Origin of the sequence: Lachnoclostridium sp. An196 (assembly GCF_002160135.1) — a bacterium.
Taxonomy (GTDB): domain Bacteria; phylum Bacillota; class Clostridia; order Lachnospirales; family Lachnospiraceae; genus Hominiventricola; species Hominiventricola avistercoris.
In genome coordinates this window covers 67,668-88,068 of record NZ_NFJZ01000007.1, presented here as the reverse complement: position 1 = coordinate 88,068, position 20,401 = coordinate 67,668, and the positions used below count along the sequence as shown (strand labels likewise).

The window sequence follows — 20,401 nt, the reverse complement described above, 5'->3', positions numbered from 1 at the left end:
TTATGTTTCAATATCATTGCCTGAATCCGATCGCGGAGGTCGGACTGAAAAAATTTGACGGAAACTATGCGCAGACAGACAATATGGCGGATGCGGACGCCGTATTGGTCCGCAGCGCGGTGATGCACGATATGGAACTGCCGGAGAAACTCTGCGTGATCGGCAGAGCAGGAGCCGGAGTAAACAACATTCCGCTGGAAAAATGTTCCGAGAAGGGGATCGCGGTCTTCAATACACCGGGAGCAAATGCCAATGGAGTGAAAGAACTGGTGCTGGCAGGGCTTCTGCTGGCTTCCCGCGATATTATCGGAGGAATTCGCTGGGTACAGTCCGAGCGCCAGAACGAAGATCTGGAGCAGCTGGCTGAAAAGCAGAAGAAACAGTTTGCCGGCAATGAGATCAAAGGCAAGAAGCTGGGCGTGATCGGCCTGGGAGCCATCGGTATCCTGGTGGCAAACGCGGCTTCGGCGCTGGGAATGGAGGTATATGGATACGATCCGTATATTTCTGTAAACGCGGCGTGGAAGCTGTCCCGCGACGTGAAACATATCATGGATGTAAACGATATTTATAAAGAGTGCGATTATATTACGATTCATGTACCGCTGACGGACGAGACCAGAGGCATGATCGGATCGGAGGCAATCGCCCAGATGAAACCTGACGCGGTGGTTCTGAACTTTGCCCGCGGTCCCCTGGTGGATCAGAAGGCCATGGTAGAAGCGCTCCGTACCAACCGCATCCGTCATTATGTATCGGATTTCCCCATTCCGGAGATCGTGAATCAGAGAAAAGCCATCGTGGTACCCCATCTGGGCGCGTCCACGAAAGAGTCCGAGGATAACTGCGCTGCGATGGCAGTGGATGAAATCCGGGATTATCTGGAAAACGGGAATATACATAATTCCGTCAATTATCCGAACTGCGACATGGGCGTCTGCCAGACAGCCATGCGCGTGACGATTATTCACAGAAACATTCACAACATGCTGACACAGTTTACCGCGGCATTCGGGGAACTGGGCATCAACATCGGCCGCATGAGCAATGTGACCAGGGGTGAATACGGATATGCCATGATGGATCTGGAAAACACGGCGGACGACCGGGCGATCGAAAAGATCCGCAGGATCGACGGCGTGCTGAAAGTGCGGGTGATACGGTAATGGCCGTGATCAGGCCGTTTTGCTGTATCCATCCCGCAAAAGGAATGGAACCGGAGATCGCGGCGCTCCCTTACGATGTATATCACCGTGAAGACGCAAGGGAGGCAGTGCTGGGCAAACCACTGTCGTTCCTGAACATTGACCGTCCGGAGACGATGTTTCCTCCTGAACAGGATATGTATGCTCCGGAAGTTTATGAAGCGGGCAGCAAAAGATTCTGGAAGATGGTAGAAGACGGGTATTTCGTAAAAGAGGAAATGCCGGTTTATTATCTGTATGAGCTGACCATGGACGGGAGAAGCCAGACCGGGCTGGTAGCTTGTGCATCTGTGGATGATTACCAGAATCAGGTAATCAAAAAGCATGAAAATACCCGGGAAGAGAAGGAGCTGGACCGTATCCGCCATGTGGAGGCATGCAGAGCCCAGACCGGCCCGATCTTTCTGACCTACCGGGCACAGGAGGAGATCCGCCGGCTTACGGAAGAAGTAAAGAGTGAAGAGCCGGATTTTTCCTTTGTCTCAGAGGACGGTATCCGGCACGCCGGGTGGAAGATCTCTGAGGAGGAACGGATCCGCAGATTTACAGACGCATTCGGGAAACTGGACAGTATCTATATCGCGGACGGACATCACCGGGCGGCGTCGGCCGTAAAAGCAGGGCTTCGCCGCAGAACAGCAGATCCGGAATATACGGGAGAAGAAGATTTTAACTATTTCCTGTCCGTGCTTTTCCCGGACGACGAGCTGCTGATCATGGATTACAATCGACTGGTAAAAGACCTGAACGGCCTTTCTGAGGAGGGGTTCCTGCAGAAGGTGGATGAGAAATTCGATCGGAATCCGCTTCTTCAGGAAGAAAAGCCCCCCAGAAAAGGTCAGATCCATATGTACCTGAAGGGGAAATGGTATAAGCTCAATATGAAGAGGGAGTTTATGCGGGATGATCCGGTGGGAGAACTGGATGTGTCTTATCTGCAGAGAGAGCTTTTACAGCCGGTGCTGGGGATAGGAGATCCCAGAACTGATAAACGGATTGATTTTGCGGGAGGAACCCGCTGCCTCCAGGAGCTGGAGCAGGAGGCGGACAGAACCGGAGGCGCGGCATTCTTTATGTATCCCACCTCTATCCGGGAGTTGTTTCAGGTGTCCGACGCGGGGCTTCTGATGCCGCCGAAATCCACCTGGTTTGAACCGAAACTGCGGAGCGGACTCTTTATCCACGCGATCTGACGCGGCAGTTCAGGACGGCGGGAAAACGGGCATATAACAGGAGTATGTGCCGTCCTGAGCAGCTGCAATATAATGAAAACTGCGGAACCCCCATCACAGGGTCCCGCAGTTTTTTAACATGGACGGAAGGAAAATTCATAGTCCCGGTGCTCTCCGGCGGACAGAAACTGGACATATTTCTTTTCCAGAAGATTTGTATTTTCTACCTGATCCATGGTGCCTGCGCACCAGGGTTCGATGCAGAGGAAGGGAGCGTCCTTGCGGATGGGAGTCCAGAAAGCCACGCTTTCAAATCCCGGGAAATCAAAAGAGATACCCTTTTCTGTCTTCTGATGAATCAGGCGGACGGTCCGGTGCTTTAAACCTTCGTAGAGGATGGCATCGTTGTCAAACATGGAATACTTAAGATGCAGATCCGGTACGTCTTCATCTTCAAAGCGGAGCATATAATCCGTAAAGTGTTCACCCTCCTCCATGGGACAGAAAAATGCCGGATGTCCGCCGACCAGGAACGGCATGTTTTCAGAACCCAGGTTGGAAACGCCATAAGTGACTTCCAGGGACGGCCCGTTCAGCCGGAAGGTGACGGAGAAGCGGAAGTCATAGGGATATACAGATCTGGTGAAATCATCCGGGGATACGGTCAGGACGACATAGTCGGCGCCTTGCTCGCTGACAGAGAATTCCATATCTTTGACGAATCCATGCCGGGGAATCGCGCAGGCTTTCCCGTGGATCGTCACGTTTTCCGGGACCGCGCCCACATAGGGAAACAGTACCGGAGAAGTCTTGGGCCAGTAGGCCGGGTCTTTCTGCCAGAGATATTCTTTCCCTGCGGCATTTTTGCAGGAAAGAAGTTCCGCGCCGTGAGTCCGGCAGACGGCCGATGCCCGGTCGTTTTGAATCGTGATGTTCATAAAGATTTCCTCCTCCTTCGGACGGTTGTGATTTGTCCCTATTATAGCAGAAAAATATCCGTTTGCCCATCATATGGAAAGGTGTTATAATGTGAGCATTGGGCATTGCCGAAAAGCAGATGTAGGAGTGATTGACAAGATGCCACTGGTGACATTGATTATACCTGTTTATAATGCCGCCCGCTATCTGAGACGCTGTCTGGACAGCGTGCTGGCGCAGGATTTTGCCGATATGGAAGTCCTGGTTCTGAATGATGGGAGCAAGGACAGAAGCCTGGAGATCTGCCGGGAATATGAAAAGAAAGACAGCCGTATCCGGGTTGTCGACAAGGAAAATACAGGCGTATCGGATACCCGGAATCGGGGCATGCAGCTGGCAGAAGGAAAATACCTTCAGTTCATGGACAGCGATGACTGGCTGACGCCGGATGCCACCAGCAGTCTGGTACAGGCTGCGGAAGAAGACGACTGTGATCTGGTGATCGCGGATTTTTACCGGGTCAACGGCGCCCACTACGCGGAAAAAAAACATATCCGTACGACGCATGTAATGGGGCGGGAAGAGTTTGCGCTGGAGATGGCTGATGATCCGTCGGATTACTACTACGGAGTCATGTGGAATAAGCTGTACCGCAGAAGTGTGGTGGAAGAACACGGCCTCGCCTGCGACACGTCCCTGAACTGGTGCGAGGATTTCCTGTTTAATCTGAGATTTATTCGTTATGGGGATCGTTTCCGCGCGATCCAGAAACCCATTTATTATTATATGAAAAGGCGCGGAAGCCTGGTGTCCACGGAGTCTATCTCCGTGGATGCCGTGAAGCTGCGTTTTGAGCTGCTGGAGCGGTATAAGGATCTGTATCAGAGCATGGGACTTTATGAAGAGCATAAGCTGAAGATTAATTCTTATATTGTGTCGGTCGCGAAAGACGGGACCGTGGGGATTATATCGCCGAACAAACAGAAGCTGGATCCGGAAGATGTGATCCCGGAAGGGTACCGTTCCGGATACCAGCATGTGGAGCATACGTTTGACCCGGTGTACGACCAGGATTCTAAGATCCTGATTCTGGGGACATTTCCATCGGTAAAGTCCAGAGAGCAGAACTTCTATTACGGACATCCGCAGAACCGTTTCTGGAAAGTGATGGCAAGACTGACAGGAGAACCGGTGCCGGATACGGTGGAGCAGAAGAAAGAGATGCTGCTGAAGCATCATATTGCTGTCTGGGATGTGGTGCAGAGCTGTGATATCATCGGTTCCAGCGACAGCAGCATCCGAAATGTGGTACCTGCAGATCTTGGCAGAATTCTGTCCGACAGCCGCGTCGCGAAGATTTTTGCCAATGGCGACAAGGCATATAAGCTGTACCAGAAATACTGCCGGAAAGAGACAGGGATCCCGGCAGTGAAGCTGCCGTCCACCAGTCCGGCGAACGCGATCTTTACCCTGGACCGTCTGACGGATACCTGGGAAGAATTGATATATGGAAAAGAGGAAAAGAAAATGGCATTCGAGAAAGCAAAAGAATATCTGAAACAGTTTGGCCTGGAAAATCGTATTTTGGTTTTTGACACATCCAGCGCCACCGTTGATCTGGCAGCTCAGGCAGTGGGCTGTGAACCGGCGCGGATCGCAAAAACCCTTTCTTTTAAAGTGGGAGATGATTGTGTCCTGATCGTTGCAGCCGGAGACGCGCGCATCGACAACAGTAAATATAAAGCCCAGTTCCATACAAAGGCGAAGATGCTGGCTCCGGAAGAGGTAGAGATCCTGGTGGGCCATGCGATCGGGGGCGTATGTCCTTTTGGCGTGAAAGAAGGAGTAAAAGTATATCTGGATGTCTCCCTGAGACGATTTGAGAGCGTTTATCCGGCCTGCGGAAGCAGCAACAGCGCGGTAGAACTGACACTTTCAGAACTGGAGACGGCATCCGGCTCCGAAGGATGGATCGACGTCTGCAAGTAGGAGTATACAGAATATGGAAGCTTTGATCGTATATTTACTGGCAGGTCTGGGAGCCGGAGTCGGCACGGGACTGGCGGGGCTCTCCGCGGCAGCGGTGATTGCGCCCATGCTGATCACATTCCTGGGGGTTGAAGCCTATGAGGCAGTGGCGATTGCTCTGGCATCTGACGTGCTGGCGTCTGCAGCGTCGGCCTGGGTATATGGGAGAAATAAAAACCTGGATATCAGAAACGGTCTGGTGATGATGATGGCGGTGCTGGCTTTCACGATGATAGGAAGTTATGTGGCTTCTCTTCTGCCGGATCAGACTATGGGAGATTTTTCCGTGATCATGACATTTCTGCTGGGAGTCAAATTCCTGATTCTTCCGGTGATGACTACCAAGGAGGCTATGGGGGAAAAGAGTCTGAGAAGAAAGATAGCAGAATCGGTGATCTGCGGTTCTGTGATCGGGTTTATCTGCGGTTTTACCGGCGCCGGCGGGGGTATGATGATGCTTCTGATCCTGACCAGCGTCATGCATTATGAGCTGAAAACCGCAGTAGGAACCAGTGTGTTTATCATGAGTTTTACTGCGTTTACCGGAGCTGTTTCCCATATGGTGATCGGAGGGATACCGGATCTCACGGCGCTTTTTTTCTGTGTGCTGTTTACTTTCCTGTTTGCCAGATGGGCGGCAGGATTTGCCAATAAGGCGAGTGCGGTGACTTTGAACCGTATCGTGGGAGCTTTCCTGGCAGTGCTGGGAATAGCGATGATGCTCGTCAGATTCTTCTGACGGGCAATATAATACAGAGGCAATCGAGAGGGAGGAAGGAAAATGAATTATCAGGAAGTATTGAAGGAAGCAAGAACATGTATGGGGGAATATTGCAAGGCCTGTCCTGTGTGCAACGGGATCGCGTGTAAAAATCAGATACCCGGTCCGGGAGCGAAGGGAACGGGAGATACGGCGGTCCGCAATTACCAGAAGTGGCAGGAGATCCGTGTGAATATGGACACGCTCCATGAAAATCAGGAGCCGGATACATCCCTGGAACTGTTTGGCAGGACATTCCGATATCCTTTGTTCGCAGGTCCGGTGGGGGCGGTAAATCTGCATTACAGTAATAAATATGACGATTTTACATATAATAATGTCCTGGTGGAAGCCTGTGCCGAAGCAGGCATCGCGGCTTTCACCGGAGACGGTACGGATGGAAAAGTGATGGAAGCGGCCGCAGAAGCAATCCGGCGTGCAGGCGGCCTGGGAGTACCTACAGTCAAGCCCTGGAATCTGGATACGATCCGGCAGAAGATGGAACTGGTGAAAAGTTCCGGAGCGTTTGCCGCGGCCATGGATGTGGATGCCGCCGGGCTTCCTTTCCTGAAGAATATGACGCCCCCGGCCGGCAGCAAGACTGTGGAGGAGCTTGCCGATATTGCACAGATGGCAGGAGTCCCGTTTATCGTCAAAGGTATTATGACGGTAAAGGGAGCCCTGAAAGCGCTGGAAGCCGGGGCCTCGGCAATCGTAGTGTCCAATCATGGCGGACGGGTGCTGGATCAGTGTCCTGCCACGGCGGAAGTACTGGCGGAGATCGCGGAAGCGGCAGGGGGCAGGATGAAGATACTGGTGGACGGAGGTATCCGCAGCGGAGTGGATGTCTTTAAGGCATTGGCTCTGGGCGCGGACGCAGTGCTGGTCTGCCGTCCGTTTGTCACGGCAGTGTACGGAGGAGGAGCAGAAGGTGTCCGGTGTTACATCGAGAAACTTGGAGAGGAATTGAGAGATACCATGGCCATGTGCGGCGCCGGCCGTCTGGACGATATATCCGGTGATATGATCCGAAGACCATAATGGAAGGAGACCAGACGAATATGGAACTGAAAGGCTCTAAGACAGAGACGAACCTGATGGCGGCATTTGCGGGAGAATCCGAAGCCAGGAACAAGTATACTTATTACGCTTCCAAGGCGCGGAAAGAAGGATACGAACAGATCGCCGATCTGTTTGAGGAGACAGCCGCCAACGAAAGAGAACATGCCAAACTGTGGTTCAAGCTGATCCACGGCATCGGAACTACGGAAGAAAACCTGAAAGACGCCGCCGCGGGAGAGAATTACGAGTGGACGGACATGTACGCGACTTTTGCGAAGGAAGCGAGAGAAGAAGGGTTTGACCGCATCGCGGCTCTGTTTGAAGGAGTGGCCGCCATCGAGAAGGAACATGAAGAAAGATATCTGAAGCTGCTGGAAAACGTGGAGAACGGCCTGGTATTTTCCAAAGACGGAGATACCATCTGGAAATGCGGCAACTGCGGACATATCCACATCGGGAAAGAAGCGCCGAAGGTATGTCCGGTATGCGCCCATTCGCAGGCATATTTTGAGGTGAAGGCAGAAAATTATTAAGATGGAATACAAAACAGGCAGGAGCCGCAAAGCATCTCGTTTTGCGGCTCCTGCCATATGCGGATGTTTAAAAGCTAGTGACGAAAATCAATGATGGAACAGCCGGATTCCGGTAAACGCCATAGCCATGCCGTATTTGTCGCAGCAGGCGATGACCTGGTCGTCACGGACGGATCCGCCCGGCTGCGCAATATATTTTACGCCGCTCTTGCGGGCGCGTTCAATGTTGTCCGGGAACGGGAAGAACGCATCGGAACCCAGTGTCACATCCTGCAGCTGATCCAGCCAGGCGCGTTTTGCCTCTCTGGTGAAGACTTCCGGCTTCTCTTTGAAGATATTTTCCCATGCGCCGTCTGCCAGCACATCCATGTACTCTTCTCCGATATAGACGTCGATGGCGTTGTCGCGTTCCGCGCGGCCCAGAGTGTCCAGAAACGGCAGATTCAGCACCTGGGGAGCCTGGCGCAGGAACCAGTTGTCAGCTTTGTTTCCGGCCAGACGGGTGCAGTGCACGCGGGACTGCTGTCCGGCGCCGATGCCGATGGCCTGTCCGTCTTTCACGTAGCAGACAGAATTGGACTGGGTATATTTCAGCGTAATGAGGGCGATCTTCATGTCCATCAGGGCATTCGCGGGGATCTCTTTGTTGGCGGTCACCACATTGGACAGAAATTCATCATTGATGTCCAGCTCGTTGCGGCCCTGCTCGAAAGTGATGCCGTAGACCTGTTTTCTCTCCAGAGGAGCCGGTACGTAATCCGGATCGATCTGGATCACATTGTAATTTCCCTTTTTCTTCTGTTTCAGGATCTCCAGCGCTTCGTCTGTATATCCGGGGGCAATGACGCCGTCGGACACTTCGCGCTTGATCAGCTTCGCGGTATCTGCGTCGCAGACATCGGAAAGAGCGATAAAATCTCCAAATGAGGACATGCGGTCCGCGCCTCTTGCTCTCGCGTAAGCGCATGCCAGCGGGGAAAGTTCGCCCAGATCAGCCACCCAGTAGATCTTCGCCAGCGTATCGGTCAGCGGGAGGCCTACTGCCGCGCCTGCCGGGGACACATGCTTGAAAGAAGTAGCGGCGGGGAGACCGGTGGCCTTTTTCAGTTCGCTGACCAGCTGCCAGCCATTGAATGCGTCGAGAAAATTGATATAGCCTGGTTTGCCGCAGAGTACCTGCACCGGAAGGTCGCTTCCGTCTTCCATGAAGATCCGGGAAGGTTTCTGATTGGGGTTGCAACCGTATTTTAACTGCAGTTCGTTCATGATTCATTCCTCCTACTGGTTTTTATTGATGATTCTGGTCGTAAAGGTTCCGTCCGAGATCCGGATATAGCGGACGAAGAGGGAGACTTTGTTGTCTTCATTTAAACTGTTCCAGAGCATCCCGGCAAATTCATCGATGCTGCCGGAAATATCTACAATCTTGGGTTCTCCTTCAAAACTGGGCAGCGGATCGCCGTCGTGCATATAGGTATGGATAAAACGCCCTTCCCCTGCTTTCGGATTCTCATAAGTAAAGGTGTAACGCAGACAGGAAGAGGGATCGCCCTGATTACTTTTCAGAATAGACATGGCGTAATGAAACTGTCCGTCCGCCACATGAAGGAGGCCGGAAATTCTGGGGGTGTAGTTGGGAGCGTCCGGTTCAAATTCACGGGAACGCAGACTCTGCTCGAAAGTCAGGCGGCTGCTCAGTCCCTCATAGACCGTGTCGGTCTGGTCGCCGTTGGTCACGATGGTATCATTTCCAAGAACGCGGACCGGCGCGTAGATAATCAGGCTGGGATCTTCCAGTTTGGAGGGGTCGAATGCCTGCGTACGGATGCCGTCTCCTTCTTCCGCAAAGATACGGTTGCGGCTGTTCTGACTGCGGCCCATGATAAAATAGGCGGTGACTGCATGGGCGCCGTCCGGCGTCCGTCCGATGACGATGCCCCGACCGGGATAGGCATTGTTTTTCAGTTCCTGTTCCAGGGATAAATAGCTCATAGCTTCCTCCTTAAGATGAAAATCGTGACAGTTCAGGAGGGCTCCCGAACTGTTTATTGTAAATCACAGAAAAACCGCCTGAACGCAGGCAGATTCTGCATGCGCCCAGGCGGTCGGCTTTCTTGATGATCTGCACTCCCTGTAGGTTTCCCTACCACAGGATATCCCTGCTTTCCGCCAGTCGTGCAGTTCTTTCTTTTATCTTAGCGGATTCCCTGCCTTTTTGCAAGGCAAAATATCAGAGAGTCCTTACAAATTTCAGGAAGGCTTCGCGGCCTTCTTTGGTGCATTTGTAGACGCCGGCGTCTTCCAGCACCTTCACAAATACTTTTCCGATCTCCTGCTGCAGGATATGCTCGATGTTTTCTTCTGTGACAGAGCTGTATCGGGGAAGGAATGCTTTTACCCAATCTGCGTGCTTTGCCAGAGTTTCATCGGAGGCAGGATCCTTTCCGGCCAGAATGAATTTTTTCAGTTCTGCCATTTCGGCCTTGAGACGGGAAGGAAGCACAGCCAGTCCCATGACTTCGATCAGGCCGATGTTTTCCTTTTTGATGTGGTGGAGCTCCGCATGGGGGTGGAAGACGCCCAGAGGATGTTCCTTGGTGGTAATGTTATTCCGAAGCGTCAGGTCCAGCTCGTACATGTCTCCTTTTCTGCGGGCGATCGGCGTGATCGTGTTGTGCGGTTCGCCGTCTGTTTCAGCGAAAATAAATGCGTCGGCATCGGTATAGTTTCTCCATTCCTGAAGAACATGATCTGCCAGATCGATCAGGCGTTCCGGATCCTTGTGACGGATTCGGAGGACAGACAGAGGCCATTTTAAGATGCCGGATTCCACGTCTTCATATCCGGGAATGGTTACCGGAATCTCAATGGGAGCCTTTGCCATGGCAAAGGTATAGTTGCCGCCCTGGAAATGGTCATGGCTCAGGATCGATCCGCCCACGATGGGAAGATCTGCGTTGGAACCCAGAAAATAATGCGGGAACTGACGTACAAAGTCGAACAGTTTCATGAATGCCGCACGGTCGATCTTCATCGGCACGTGTTCTCCGTTCAGCACGATGCAGTGCTCATTGTAATATACATAGGGCGAATACTGGAAACCCCAGCGGCTGCCGTTAATGGTGATTGGAATGATCCGGTGGTTTTCTCTGGCGGGATGGTTCACTCTTCCGGCGTACCCTTCATTCTCCATACAGAGCTGGCATTTGGGATAAGCGGCAGTCTTGCTGTTTCTGGCAGCGGCAATCGCCTTGGGATCCTTCTCCGGCTTGGACAGATTGATGGTAATGTCTATTTCACCATATTCAGAATCGACTTTCCATTTCTGGTCCTTGCATACCCGGTAGCGGCGGATATAATCGCTGTCCTGGCTGAGCTTATAGAAATAGTCTGTGGCTGCCTTCGGAGATTCCTGATATTTCTGCCAGAAAGTCTGCTGCACCTGGGAAGGCCTCGGGGTCAGACAGTTCATGATCTTAGTGTCGAAAAGATCCCGGTAAGTAATGCTGTCTTCGATAATGCCCCGGCGGCAGGCTTCGTCCAGGAGGTGTTTCAGGATATTTTCCAAGGACTCTTCCGGAACCGTCTCCGGTTCTGTATACTCGTCTTCTCTGAACAGATCCAGAAGAAGGTTGGTGGTATATATTTTTTCGCATTCTGGCAGCAGGCCGGAAGAGATTCCGTACTGTACCAGAGCGGCAATCTGCTCTGACAACATGGATGGCGCCCCCTTTCTTTAATCCAGCGCGTGTGCGCCGTCGCCTACATCTACTACATAAAACTCTGCTTTGTGTCCGGTCTTCTCTTCATAAGGTCTGTCCAGAGACTGGATAAAGAGATCCACAGATTCGTTCTTCACGATGCTGACGGTACATCCGCCGAAACCGCCTCCGGTAATCCGGGAGCCAAGCACGCCGGGAACCTGCCAGGCCAGCTCTGCCAGCAGATCTGTCTCTGCGCAGGATACTTCAAAGTCGTCCCGGAGTGATATATGGGTCTCGTTCATAAGACGGCCAAATGTCTCGATGTCGTTCGCTTTCAGCGCGTCTACGGCGCGGATCGTCCGCTGATTTTCGTAGACGGCGTGTTTTGCGCGCTTCCGGCAGACCGGATCCTGGATCGCGTCTTTATGCGCTTCAAACTGTTCTTCCGTCAGATCGCCCAGTGTTTTGATGTCCACAACTGCCTGCAGCTCTTTCAGAGCCGTCTCGCATTCCCGTCTGCGGTCGTTGTAGGCAGAAGAAACCAGGCTGTGTTTGACTTTGCTGTTGGTGATAACGATTTTGGCATCCGGAAGTTTTATGGGAGCGTATTCATATTCCAGAGTAGCGGTGTCCAGAAAGATTGCGCAGTCTTTTTTTCCCATGGCGGAGGCAAACTGATCCATGATGCCGCAGTTCATACCGTTAAAATTGTTTTCCGAATACTGTCCGATCAGAGCCAGATCCACCATAGAGATATCAAAGCCGAATGTATCGCGCAGCATCAGGCCGGTCAGGACTTCCAGAGATGCGGAAGAAGAGAGACCGCTTCCGGCCGGGATATCTCCATAGATCAGGATATCGGCGCCTGTCGGAAGGTGATATCCTCTTTTTTCAAATGTCCACATAACCCCCTTCGGATAGTTGGTCCAGTCCGCGGCCTCCTCCGGAACCAGTTCGTCCAGGGAAGTCTCAATAATTCCCAGTCCGGAAAAGTTAACAGAATAGAAACGAAGTTTTCGGTCTGCACGGGGACGGATAATCCCGTAAGTGCCGATGGTCAATGCGCACGGAAAAACGTGTCCGCCGTTGTAATCCGTATGTTCGCCGATCAGGTTTACGCGTCCCGGCGCGAAGTAGGCATGGATATCGCCTTCTCCGCCAAATAATTCTTTGAATTTGTCTTTCAGTTCCTGAACAGATACTGCCATAATGTTTTCCCCCTTTGTGTGGTTGACAATCAGTTTCTGATTTCAATATAATGAGAAAGGATAAAGAAATCAATAAGAATATTCTTATAAAATGGAAGGATATTGAGATTTTATGCAATTACAGATCAATCAGGAGAAAAAAGAGCTGAAGCCTCACGGAAATTATGGATTTCCGCTGCTGGTCAGCTATGAAAGATTGTCTTATTTTGAGACGGGATCTTTTCTGTGGCACTGGCATCCGGAAGTGGAACTGACCCTGGTGATGGACGGGGAAATTGCCTATCAGGTCAATGACAATCTCTATCATCTGAAAAAGGGACAGGGACTTTTCTGCAACTCTAATATGCTGCACAGCGGACGGGGGATCGGGGGAGGAGACTGCAGTTATCTGTCCGTTACGGTGCATCCCCGTTTTCTGTATGGTTATTCTTCCAGCATTATTCAGGAGAAATATATGAATCCTGTTTTAAAAGATCCTGCGCTGGCATCCATTTTGCTGGAACCGGAAAAAGACTGGCAGAATCAGATTCTGGAACGGATCGAGAAGATCCGGATTCTGGATAAGGAACGCCCTGCCTCCATGGAACTGCAGATGCAGATTGAACTTTTGGAGATATGGAGAAGTATTTTTGAACATGTGGAAATCGGCGGAGAAGAAGGAAAAGAACGCGGACGGGATATGGAACGGATCCGGACGATCATGGAATATATCCAGAAACATTATACGGATAAAATCACCCTGAAAGATCTGGCGGATCAGATCCATCTGTGCAGAAGCGAGTGCTGCCGTATGTTCAAACGCTGTATGAATGAGACAATGTTTGAGTATCTGCTGAATTACCGTATTGAGAAGAGTCTGGAACTGCTCCGCCAGACCCAGATGGATGTGACTCAGATCTCAGGTATGGTAGGGTTTGGAAATCCGGGTTATTATTCCAGAATCTTCCGCAGAAAGATGGGGTGCACGCCTATGGAATACCGGAAGGGCTATTCCATTTCATCAAGGACTGTCTGAAGAAAATTCAGATAGTATTGAATTCACATTTCTAATCAGTAAAAGACGAATTGGAAAAAGCGGCCAACCAATTTTGGTAGACCGCTTTTTTGAGATTAGCTTTATGTGAATTATAAGGTTTTCAGATCTACTTTATAGGTCTGTCCGCCTTCTCCGTCTACGGTGTAGTAAGCAGCCTGTTCCTGCGCGTTTACGTAGATTTTCAGTTCGGAAGCTTCCAGCCCCTGGTCTTTTACCGCTTTCTTCACTGCGTTCTGGATATCGGCAACAGCAACGCTTAAGCCGTTCATCTCTACGCATACAGAAGTCTTGCAAGTCTTTCTCGGAGCTGCCTTTTTCTCGGTCGTGGCGGCAGCTTTTGTCTCAGCGGCCTTTGCCGGTGCGGCTGCAGCAGCCGTAGTGGCTTTTTTTGGTCTTGCCATTTTTCATTTCCTCCTCAAAACTCATATAAAAATCCTAAGATGTCTAAGCATTCCGGTCATAGATGATTATAGAAAGAAAAAATGAATTTGTCAATAAATTCTGCCAGAAGGCCATTTTTTACAGAGTCGGAACGAGATATAACGATATATTATACCTCACGCATGGACTTTTACAGGAATTAATGATAAAATGCTATCAGTTGCGAATGAACGGAGGATATTAAGACAGAATGAAAAAGACAGAAAAAAGAACAGTGGCTCTGGCGGCTGTGTTTGCCCTTACCTTTGGGATCGCTCCGGCGGCCAATGCCATGCATATTATGGAAGGCTATCTGCCGGTACAGTATTGTGTGATTTGGGGAATCCTCTGCGTTCCGTTTCTGGCGGCGGGATTCTTTTCCATACGCAGAACCATAAACGAGCATCGGAAGACCATGATCCTGCTTGCCATGTCGGGCGCGTTTATTTTTGTGATCTCTTCTCTGAAGATTCCGTCGGCAACAGGAAGCTGTTCACATATGACGGGCACCGGGCTGGGGGCCCTTTTATTCGGACCATCGGCGGTTTCTATTCTGGGAATCATCGTGTTGGTGTTTCAGGCAGTGCTCCTCGCTCATGGAGGACTGACCACTCTTGGAGCCAATACATTTTCCATGGCGATTGCCGGCCCGTTTGTTTCCTATGGTGTCTTCCGGCTGTTAAAAAAATGCCGTGTGAACCGGAGAGTCAGCATTTTCCTGGCGGCGGCGCTGGGTGATCTTTTTACATATTGCGTGACCAGTTTTCAGCTTGCCATCTGCTATCCTTCCGAGGCAGGCGGAGTGGGGGCTTCCCTGATAAAATTCCTGGGAGTATTTGCTCCGACGCAGATTCCGCTGGCAGTGATCGAGGGACTGATCACGGTGGCGGTCATGATCGGTCTGGAATCTTATGCGAGCCCGGAATTGAAAGAACTTCGTTTTATCGGGGAGGAAAAGTAGAATGACAAAAAATACGAAGACGGTATTGATATTGATCCTTGCCGTGGTGCTGATCGCGGCAGTGCCCCTGTTTGCCTTAAGGGGAGCGGAATTCGGCGGGTCCGATGACGCAGGGTCTGTGATGGTGGAAGAGATTACAGGAGACGAATATGAGCCCTGGTTCACGCCTGTGCTGGAAACTGTGATCGGCGGCGAACTTCCCGGAGAAGTAGAGAGTCTTTTTTTCTGCATCCAGACAGGAATCGGAGTCGGTATCATCGCATTCTGCATGGGACGGCTTGTGGAACGGAAGAAATGGATGAAAAAGGAAGCAGACGGACATGATAGCAATTGATAAATTCTGTTATACCAGCAGGCTGCGTTATGTCAATGCTTCGGAAAAATTTGCACTGGCAGTCATTACGCTGCTGATCTGTATCGCGGGGCAATCCTTTGTGATTTCTGCGGCAGTTCTGGCGGTGATGGGGGTCCTGACCGTAAGAAAGGGAGGGCTCCCTTTCTCGCGTTATAGGAAAATGCTTATGTGGCCTCTGGGATTTCTCATACTTAGTACATTGGCGATTATGATCAATGTGTCGAGAGTTCCGTTAGATCTTTTTGCCGTGCCTTTGGGAGGATGGTATATAACAGGAAGCGCTGCCGGAGCTCTGCGGACGGCGAGGCTGATCGTTACGGCGCTGGCCGGAGTCTCCTGCCTGTATTTCCTGAGTCTTTCCACTCCGATGACAGATATCCTGACCGTTCTTGGATACTGCCGCTGTCCCAGGCTGATCATTGAACTGATGCTTTTGATTTACCGGTTTATTTTTGTCCTTCTGGATATTGCTTCTGCCATGACAACGGCGCAGAACGCGCGGCTGGGCAACAAAGATTTCCGGACGGCATGCCATTCTTTCGGGCAGATGGCGTCCGCGCTTCTTTTGAGGGCGCTTAAGAAGTCCAATGCGCTGTATGACGCTATGGAAGCCAGATGTTATGATGGAACGATCCGGGTACTGAAGGAAGATTATCCGCCAAAAGCGCGTGAGATCGCAGCGATTGCCGTATTTGAATTTATACTTTTAATTTTGCTGGCAGGGAGGTTGACAGGATGGGTGATGTGATTATAAAGGCAGAGGATCTGTGGTTTTCTTATGATGGAGAAGAGGCCCACGCGCTCCGGGGCTTGTCCCTGGAGCTGAGGAAGGGGCGCAGGATTGCGCTGATGGGAGCCAACGGAGCAGGGAAGTCCACGTTTTTCCTGTGCTGCAACGGAATTCATAAACCGCAGAAAGGGACTTTATATTATGACGGAAATCCGGTATCCTATGATAAGAAAGGATTGCTGGAACTGAGACGCAAGGTAGGCATCGTGTTCCAGGATCCGGAAAATCAGCTTTTTTCGGCCAGCGTTTATCAGGAGATTTCTTTCGGGATCCTGAATCTTGGCGTGCCGGATGAAGAAGCGGCGCAGGAAGTGGAACGGGTGATCCGTGAACTGGAAATCACGCCTTTCCGGAACAGACCGGTTCATGCCCTGAGCGGAGGACAGAAAAAGCAGGTATCCATCGCGGATATTCTGGTAATGCGTCCGGAGGTCATCTTCTTCGATGAGCCGGCGGCGGCGCTGGATCCGAAACATGCAGGGATGGTGCGCCGGATCGTGGACCGGCTGGCTGAGGAAGGGATTACCGTGGTGGTATCTACTCATGATGTGGATTTTGCCTATGGCTGGGCAGATGATGTTTTTTTATTTCACGAAGGGAGAGTGCTTGTTTCAGGAAGTCCGGAAGAGGTATTTGCCAACCGGACCGCGCTTGAGATGACGAACCTGGAACAGCCGGCAGCACTGAAATTATTTGACAGTCTGTGCAGGAAAGGAATCCTGAAAGCGGACCTGCCTTTTCCGAGAAATCTGAAGACACTGGAAGATTATATCGCCCGGACAGAAAGACCCATATATACAGGAGGAATACGGGATATGAATAAAGAAGAAAAGAAAGGCATACTGGTGGTCAGCTTCGGCACCAGTGTCAATGAGACCAGAGAGAAGACGATTGACGTTATCGAAGATGATATCCGGCGCGCATTTCCGGACTGCGCATTGTATCGCGCGTGGACCAGCGGCATGATTATCCGGAAGATTCAGAAAAGGGACGGCGTGCATATTGATACGGTGACGGAAGCGGCGCAGAGGATGCTGGAAGACGGGATCACGGAAGTGTTGGTACAGCCCACGCATGTGATCAACGGAGTGGAAAATGACCTGATGATCCAGGATATGCTGGCTTTTCAGGGGCGTTTTGACCGGATCGCGTTTGGAAATCCTCTGCTGACCAGCGAAGAAGATTCCGAAGAAGTGGTTCGTGCTTTGATGGAGGAATATCAGGACCTTTCAGAAGAAGAAGCCCTGATCTTCATGGGACACGGTACGACCCACTATGCGAATTCGATTTATGCGGCGCTGGATTATCGTTTCAAGGATATGGGATATTCCAATGTGTTTCTGGGTACGGTAGAAGCATATCCGTCCCTGGAGACGCTGATGAAGCTGGTGCATGCGTATGGAGCGAAAAAGGTGAGACTGGCGCCTTTCATGGTGGTTGCCGGGGATCACGCCATCAACGATATGTCCAGCGATGACGAGGATTCCTGGAGAAGCCGGTTCGAGGCAGAGGGATTTCAGGTTTCCTGCGTTCTGAGAGGACTTGGAGAATATGAAGGAATCCGGAATCTCTATGTAAAACATTTGAAAGAAGCAGATGCATAGGGGATACCTTTTGCGTCCGGTATCATAGGATAATAACAGGAGAGCGGGAAGAGGAAAAGAGGGGATGACATGGAACGGAAGCAGGCGGGAACGCTGGATATGACAGAGGGCAGTCCGGCCAGGGTGCTTTTGCTGTTTGCGGTGCCGGTGATCCTGTCCAATCTGTTCCAGCAGCTTTACAATCTGGTGGACAGCCTGATCGTGGGAAATTATCTGGGACCAAATGCGCTGGCGGCTGTGGGCTCGGCGGGAACGATCACTGCTGTGGTCATCCAGCTGGCGTCCGGACTATCGCTGGGGGCATCCGTGGTGATTTCCCAATATTTTGGAGCAGGCAAAAGAGAGAAAATAAGGGTCTGTATGACGACAATCTGTCTTTTCTCCGTGGCGGCCGGAGCGGCCGTCACCCTGCTGACCCAGGTATTCGCCGAAGATATTCTTCGCCTTGTGCTGACGCCGGACGAGGTGATGGCAGACAGTATCGCTTACCTGACGGTATATTTCTGGGGGAGCGTGGTTATTTTTCTCTATAACGCGCTGAATGCCGTATATATTGCGGTGGGAGATTCCAGGACGCCGCTGTATTTTCTTATTCTCGCGTTCTTCCTTAATGTGGCGGGAGATCTTTTTTTTATCGTAAATTGTTCCATGGGTGTGCGGGGCGGAGCCCTGGCGTCTACTCTGTCCCAGGCGGTCTGTACCGTTCTGTCCTGGATGGTTCTGGAATGGAGAATGCGAAAGGCTGATATGGCGCATGCGGAACGCCTGTTTGACCGGGCGGAATTCTGGAAGATGATGAAAATCGCCCTGCCCGCGGCCCTGCAGCAATCGGTGGTATCCGTGGGAAATGTGTGTGTCCAGGCGGCGACGAACAGCTTTGGAGCAGTGGTAATGGCGGGCTGTACGGCGGCCAATAAAGCGATCAGTCTGGTCTCTCTGATTCCAATCAACTGGGGAAGCGCCCTGGCTAATTATACGGGACAGAATGTGGGCGGGAAAAAACCGGACCGCATACGGGCCGGAGTACGGGTGTCCGTCTGGGTAACCGGACTGCTCACTGCGTTTCTGGTATTGTTCCTGGAACTGATGCCGGAACAGATCGTCGGATGGTTTGTGGAAGAAGATGGCGGCGCAGCCGTGGTGGCAGTAGGAGCGGAATACCTGCGCGCCACAGGGCCGTTTCTGATTATCTTTGCCGTTTACATGGTTGTGAAAGATGTGTTCAAGGGGACCGGGGACATGAAGTGGTACGTGGGTATGACCCTGAGCAGCCTGGGTATCCGGGTGGCGTTTACCTTTTTTTTCGCCCCCGTACTGGGCGTTCCCGCACTCTGGTGGGGCGTCTGCGCCGGCTGGATCATCTCCGCCGTCCCCACCCTCTTGCACTACACCAGCGGTAAGTGGTATGATGTTCACGAAAGCAATGAGCAGTGCGAAAGGCGATAAAAGCTGACGCGTCATGCTTGCATGAAAGCGGCAGGTTTTGTCGGATTTCATAGGGCGAAGCCCGTGAGCGAGCCGGAGCGGAGGCGAGCGTGCACTGCGGAGTAGAACATGAGCCGGTGCGAGCATGCACTGCGGGACAGAATAAGAATACGGGGAAAAAGGGATGGATATACTGAGTTTGATGGAACTGGTGCTGGATGGCATTGTAGAAGCAGCGATTCTGATATTTGAATTTATCGGCGTGGGGATCATTATTTTTTCCGGCATCAGGGGATTTTATCTGTATCTGAGGCGGTCGCCGGATACGAAGCTGACTTTGGCCAAGGGGCTTGCCATGGGTCTGGAGTTCAAGCTGGGAAGCGAGATCCTGCGTACGGTGGTAGTACGCGATTGGAGAGAGATCGGCACGGTAGCAGGCATCATCGCACTGCGGGCAGCGCTGACGTTCCTGATCCACTGGGAAATCAAGGAAGAGGAGAAGAGCGAAAAGAAGACTTCGTAATCCAGAGCGCGATACCCAGGATGAAAAATATAAGTGGTATATTCGGCAGTACGGCAGCCGCGAAAATTCCCGCCGCGGCGTTGACCCAGGGAGTATAGAATCCAAGCAGGATGATATCTGCCAGAAGAACGAGGATGCAGTAGATCCCCATCAAATTGCAAAGTAAAATATGTACGATCCTGCAGAATCTGCCGGAAAGAGGCCGGGCATGAAGAAAGTATCCGGCTGCCTGCATGACAGTCCATCCGGTCAGAGTAAAATAACAGGGTAAAATCAGGGGATGTAAAAACAGTAAAGGTGCGGCATTCAGCCGTGTCCCTCTTGAAATCTGGAAGCCGTAAGAAAGCCGGGACAGGATGACGCCCAGGAAGAGAAGGACGATCAGAAGAAGCAGTATCTGTCTGCGTTTGGTTCTGATGCTGGTTTCGTCTGGTATTCCATAGATCAAAGTATTCGCATCAGTCTCCAGAATATCTGCAATTTTTACCAGTGTGTCAATGTCGGGTTCGGATTTACCGGATTCATAGTCTGAAATATCCTGAAAACTGACAGATATTTTCTTTGCCAGATCATTCTGGGACATTCTTTTTTTCATTCTGAGAATCTGTATATTTTTTCCAACGATCGACATACTGCACCTTCCTGGATTTTTGTTTTTACTGTATCATGTCTGCTTCGCAGACATGATGCCTCCGGC

The 20,401-nt window shown here is 51.4% G+C and carries 20 protein-coding genes, 1 pseudogene and 1 riboswitch; of the genes and pseudogenes, 14 read left to right on the top strand and 7 right to left on the bottom strand.

Going from position 1 to position 20,401, the window contains the following annotated elements; genetic code table 11:
• Window positions 1-2: 2 nt before the first annotated feature.
• Together B5F29_RS09650 and B5F29_RS09645 are read left to right on the top strand one after the other, a co-directional pair.
• Window positions 3-1,166: a phosphoglycerate dehydrogenase gene (locus tag B5F29_RS09650; RefSeq protein WP_087154424.1), complete on the top strand. Its 1,164-nt coding sequence runs from the start codon at window positions 3-5 to the stop codon at window positions 1,164-1,166.
• Window positions 1,166-2,398: a DUF1015 domain-containing protein gene (locus tag B5F29_RS09645; protein WP_087154423.1), complete on the top strand. Its 1,233-nt coding sequence runs from the start codon at window positions 1,166-1,168 to the stop codon at window positions 2,396-2,398. Before B5F29_RS09650 ends, B5F29_RS09645 begins: the two co-directional genes overlap by 1 nt.
• A 113-nt stretch (window positions 2,399-2,511) precedes the next feature.
• Here the strand turns inward: B5F29_RS09645 and B5F29_RS09640 are convergent, their stop codons facing one another.
• Window positions 2,512-3,315: an aldose 1-epimerase family protein gene (locus B5F29_RS09640; RefSeq protein WP_087154422.1), complete on the bottom strand. Its 804-nt coding sequence runs from the start codon at window positions 3,313-3,315 to the stop codon at window positions 2,512-2,514.
• 73 nt (window positions 3,316-3,388) lie between these two features.
• On the opposite strand from B5F29_RS09640, the pseudogene B5F29_RS09635 reads away from it, so the two are divergent.
• The 5 genes and pseudogenes from B5F29_RS09635 to rbr all read left to right on the top strand — a co-directional run.
• Window positions 3,389-4,786 (top strand): annotated as a pseudogene (locus B5F29_RS09635) (DNA-deoxyinosine glycosylase); the annotation flags it as partial.
• 36 nt (window positions 4,787-4,822) lie between these two features.
• On the top strand, window positions 4,823-5,284 hold the full coding sequence (locus tag B5F29_RS17185; protein WP_087154499.1) for a YbaK/EbsC family protein: 462 nt from the start codon (window positions 4,823-4,825) through the stop codon (window positions 5,282-5,284).
• A 13-nt stretch (window positions 5,285-5,297) separates the two neighbouring features.
• Window positions 5,298-6,062 (top strand): sulfite exporter TauE/SafE family protein, encoded by a 765-nt coding sequence (locus B5F29_RS09625; RefSeq protein ID WP_087154421.1) that lies wholly within the window; start codon window positions 5,298-5,300, stop codon window positions 6,060-6,062.
• A 42-nt stretch (window positions 6,063-6,104) separates the two neighbouring features.
• Window positions 6,105-7,124 (top strand): alpha-hydroxy-acid oxidizing protein, encoded by a 1,020-nt coding sequence (locus tag B5F29_RS09620; RefSeq protein WP_087154420.1) that lies wholly within the window; start codon window positions 6,105-6,107, stop codon window positions 7,122-7,124.
• 20 nt (window positions 7,125-7,144) lie between these two features.
• On the top strand, window positions 7,145-7,678 hold the full coding sequence (gene rbr, locus B5F29_RS09615) for a rubrerythrin (RefSeq protein ID WP_087154498.1): 534 nt from the start codon (window positions 7,145-7,147) through the stop codon (window positions 7,676-7,678).
• Between the two features lie 87 nt (window positions 7,679-7,765).
• Here rbr and B5F29_RS09610 read toward each other — a convergent pair whose 3' ends face one another.
• From B5F29_RS09610 to B5F29_RS09595, 4 genes are all read right to left on the bottom strand, one after another.
• On the bottom strand, window positions 7,766-8,944 hold the full coding sequence (locus B5F29_RS09610; protein WP_087154419.1) for a phosphoribosylaminoimidazolecarboxamide formyltransferase: 1,179 nt from the start codon (window positions 8,942-8,944) through the stop codon (window positions 7,766-7,768).
• A gap of 12 nt (window positions 8,945-8,956) precedes the next feature.
• Entirely contained in the window at window positions 8,957-9,670 is a 714-nt protein-coding gene (locus B5F29_RS09605) for an IMP cyclohydrolase (RefSeq protein ID WP_087154418.1), read from the bottom strand.
• A gap of 96 nt (window positions 9,671-9,766) precedes the next feature.
• Window positions 9,767-9,865, bottom strand: a riboswitch (ZMP/ZTP riboswitch).
• Window positions 9,866-9,908: 43 nt separating this feature from the next.
• Window positions 9,909-11,396 carry a UDP-glucose--hexose-1-phosphate uridylyltransferase gene (gene galT, locus B5F29_RS09600; protein WP_087154417.1) on the bottom strand — a complete coding sequence of 496 codons (1,488 nt, stop codon included), beginning with the start codon at window positions 11,394-11,396 and terminating at the stop codon, window positions 9,909-9,911.
• Between the two features lie 18 nt (window positions 11,397-11,414).
• Window positions 11,415-12,590, bottom strand: coding sequence for a galactokinase (locus tag B5F29_RS09595; protein ID WP_087154416.1), 1,176 nt, complete (start codon window positions 12,588-12,590; stop codon window positions 11,415-11,417).
• 112 nt (window positions 12,591-12,702) lie between these two features.
• On the opposite strand from B5F29_RS09595, the gene B5F29_RS09590 reads away from it, so the two are divergent.
• Window positions 12,703-13,605 (top strand): AraC family transcriptional regulator, encoded by a 903-nt coding sequence (locus B5F29_RS09590; RefSeq protein ID WP_087154415.1) that lies wholly within the window; start codon window positions 12,703-12,705, stop codon window positions 13,603-13,605.
• Window positions 13,606-13,715: 110 nt separating this feature from the next.
• On the opposite strand, the gene B5F29_RS09585 is transcribed toward B5F29_RS09590, so the two are convergent.
• Complete coding sequence (locus B5F29_RS09585) at window positions 13,716-14,027, bottom strand: DUF6465 family protein (RefSeq protein ID WP_087154414.1); 312 nt, start codon at window positions 14,025-14,027, stop codon at window positions 13,716-13,718.
• Window positions 14,028-14,257: 230 nt separating this feature from the next.
• Between B5F29_RS09585 and B5F29_RS09580 the strand changes: the two genes are divergently transcribed.
• The 6 genes from B5F29_RS09580 to B5F29_RS09555 all read left to right on the top strand — a co-directional run bounded on the left by B5F29_RS09580 (window position 14,258) and on the right by B5F29_RS09555 (window position 19,704).
• Window positions 14,258-15,007 carry an energy-coupling factor ABC transporter permease gene (locus B5F29_RS09580; RefSeq protein WP_087154413.1) on the top strand — a complete coding sequence of 250 codons (750 nt, stop codon included), beginning with the start codon at window positions 14,258-14,260 and terminating at the stop codon, window positions 15,005-15,007.
• A gap of 1 nt (window position 15,008) precedes the next feature.
• Complete coding sequence (locus tag B5F29_RS09575; protein ID WP_087154412.1) at window positions 15,009-15,341, top strand: energy-coupling factor ABC transporter substrate-binding protein; 333 nt, start codon at window positions 15,009-15,011, stop codon at window positions 15,339-15,341.
• Window positions 15,328-16,110, top strand: coding sequence for a cobalt ECF transporter T component CbiQ (cbiQ, locus tag B5F29_RS09570; RefSeq protein WP_087154411.1), 783 nt, complete (start codon window positions 15,328-15,330; stop codon window positions 16,108-16,110). The genes B5F29_RS09575 and cbiQ overlap by 14 nt, the downstream gene beginning before the upstream one ends.
• Entirely contained in the window at window positions 16,098-17,756 is a 1,659-nt protein-coding gene (locus B5F29_RS17060) for a sirohydrochlorin cobaltochelatase (protein ID WP_087154410.1), read from the top strand. Before cbiQ ends, B5F29_RS17060 begins: the two co-directional genes overlap by 13 nt.
• Window positions 17,757-17,825: 69 nt before the next feature.
• The gene (locus tag B5F29_RS09560) at window positions 17,826-19,202 is read left to right on the top strand and encodes an MATE family efflux transporter (RefSeq protein WP_087154409.1); all 1,377 of its coding nucleotides are present in this window, start codon (window positions 17,826-17,828) and stop codon (window positions 19,200-19,202) included.
• Window positions 19,203-19,365: 163 nt separating this feature from the next.
• Entirely contained in the window at window positions 19,366-19,704 is a 339-nt protein-coding gene (locus B5F29_RS09555) for a DUF1622 domain-containing protein (RefSeq protein ID WP_242955631.1), read from the top strand.
• Here B5F29_RS09555 and B5F29_RS09550 read toward each other — a convergent pair.
• Window positions 19,667-20,335 (bottom strand): helix-turn-helix domain-containing protein, encoded by a 669-nt coding sequence (locus B5F29_RS09550; protein ID WP_087154408.1) that lies wholly within the window; start codon window positions 20,333-20,335, stop codon window positions 19,667-19,669. The two genes, B5F29_RS09555 and B5F29_RS09550, sit on opposite strands and share 38 nt — an antisense overlap.
• Window positions 20,336-20,401: the final 66 nt, after the last annotated feature.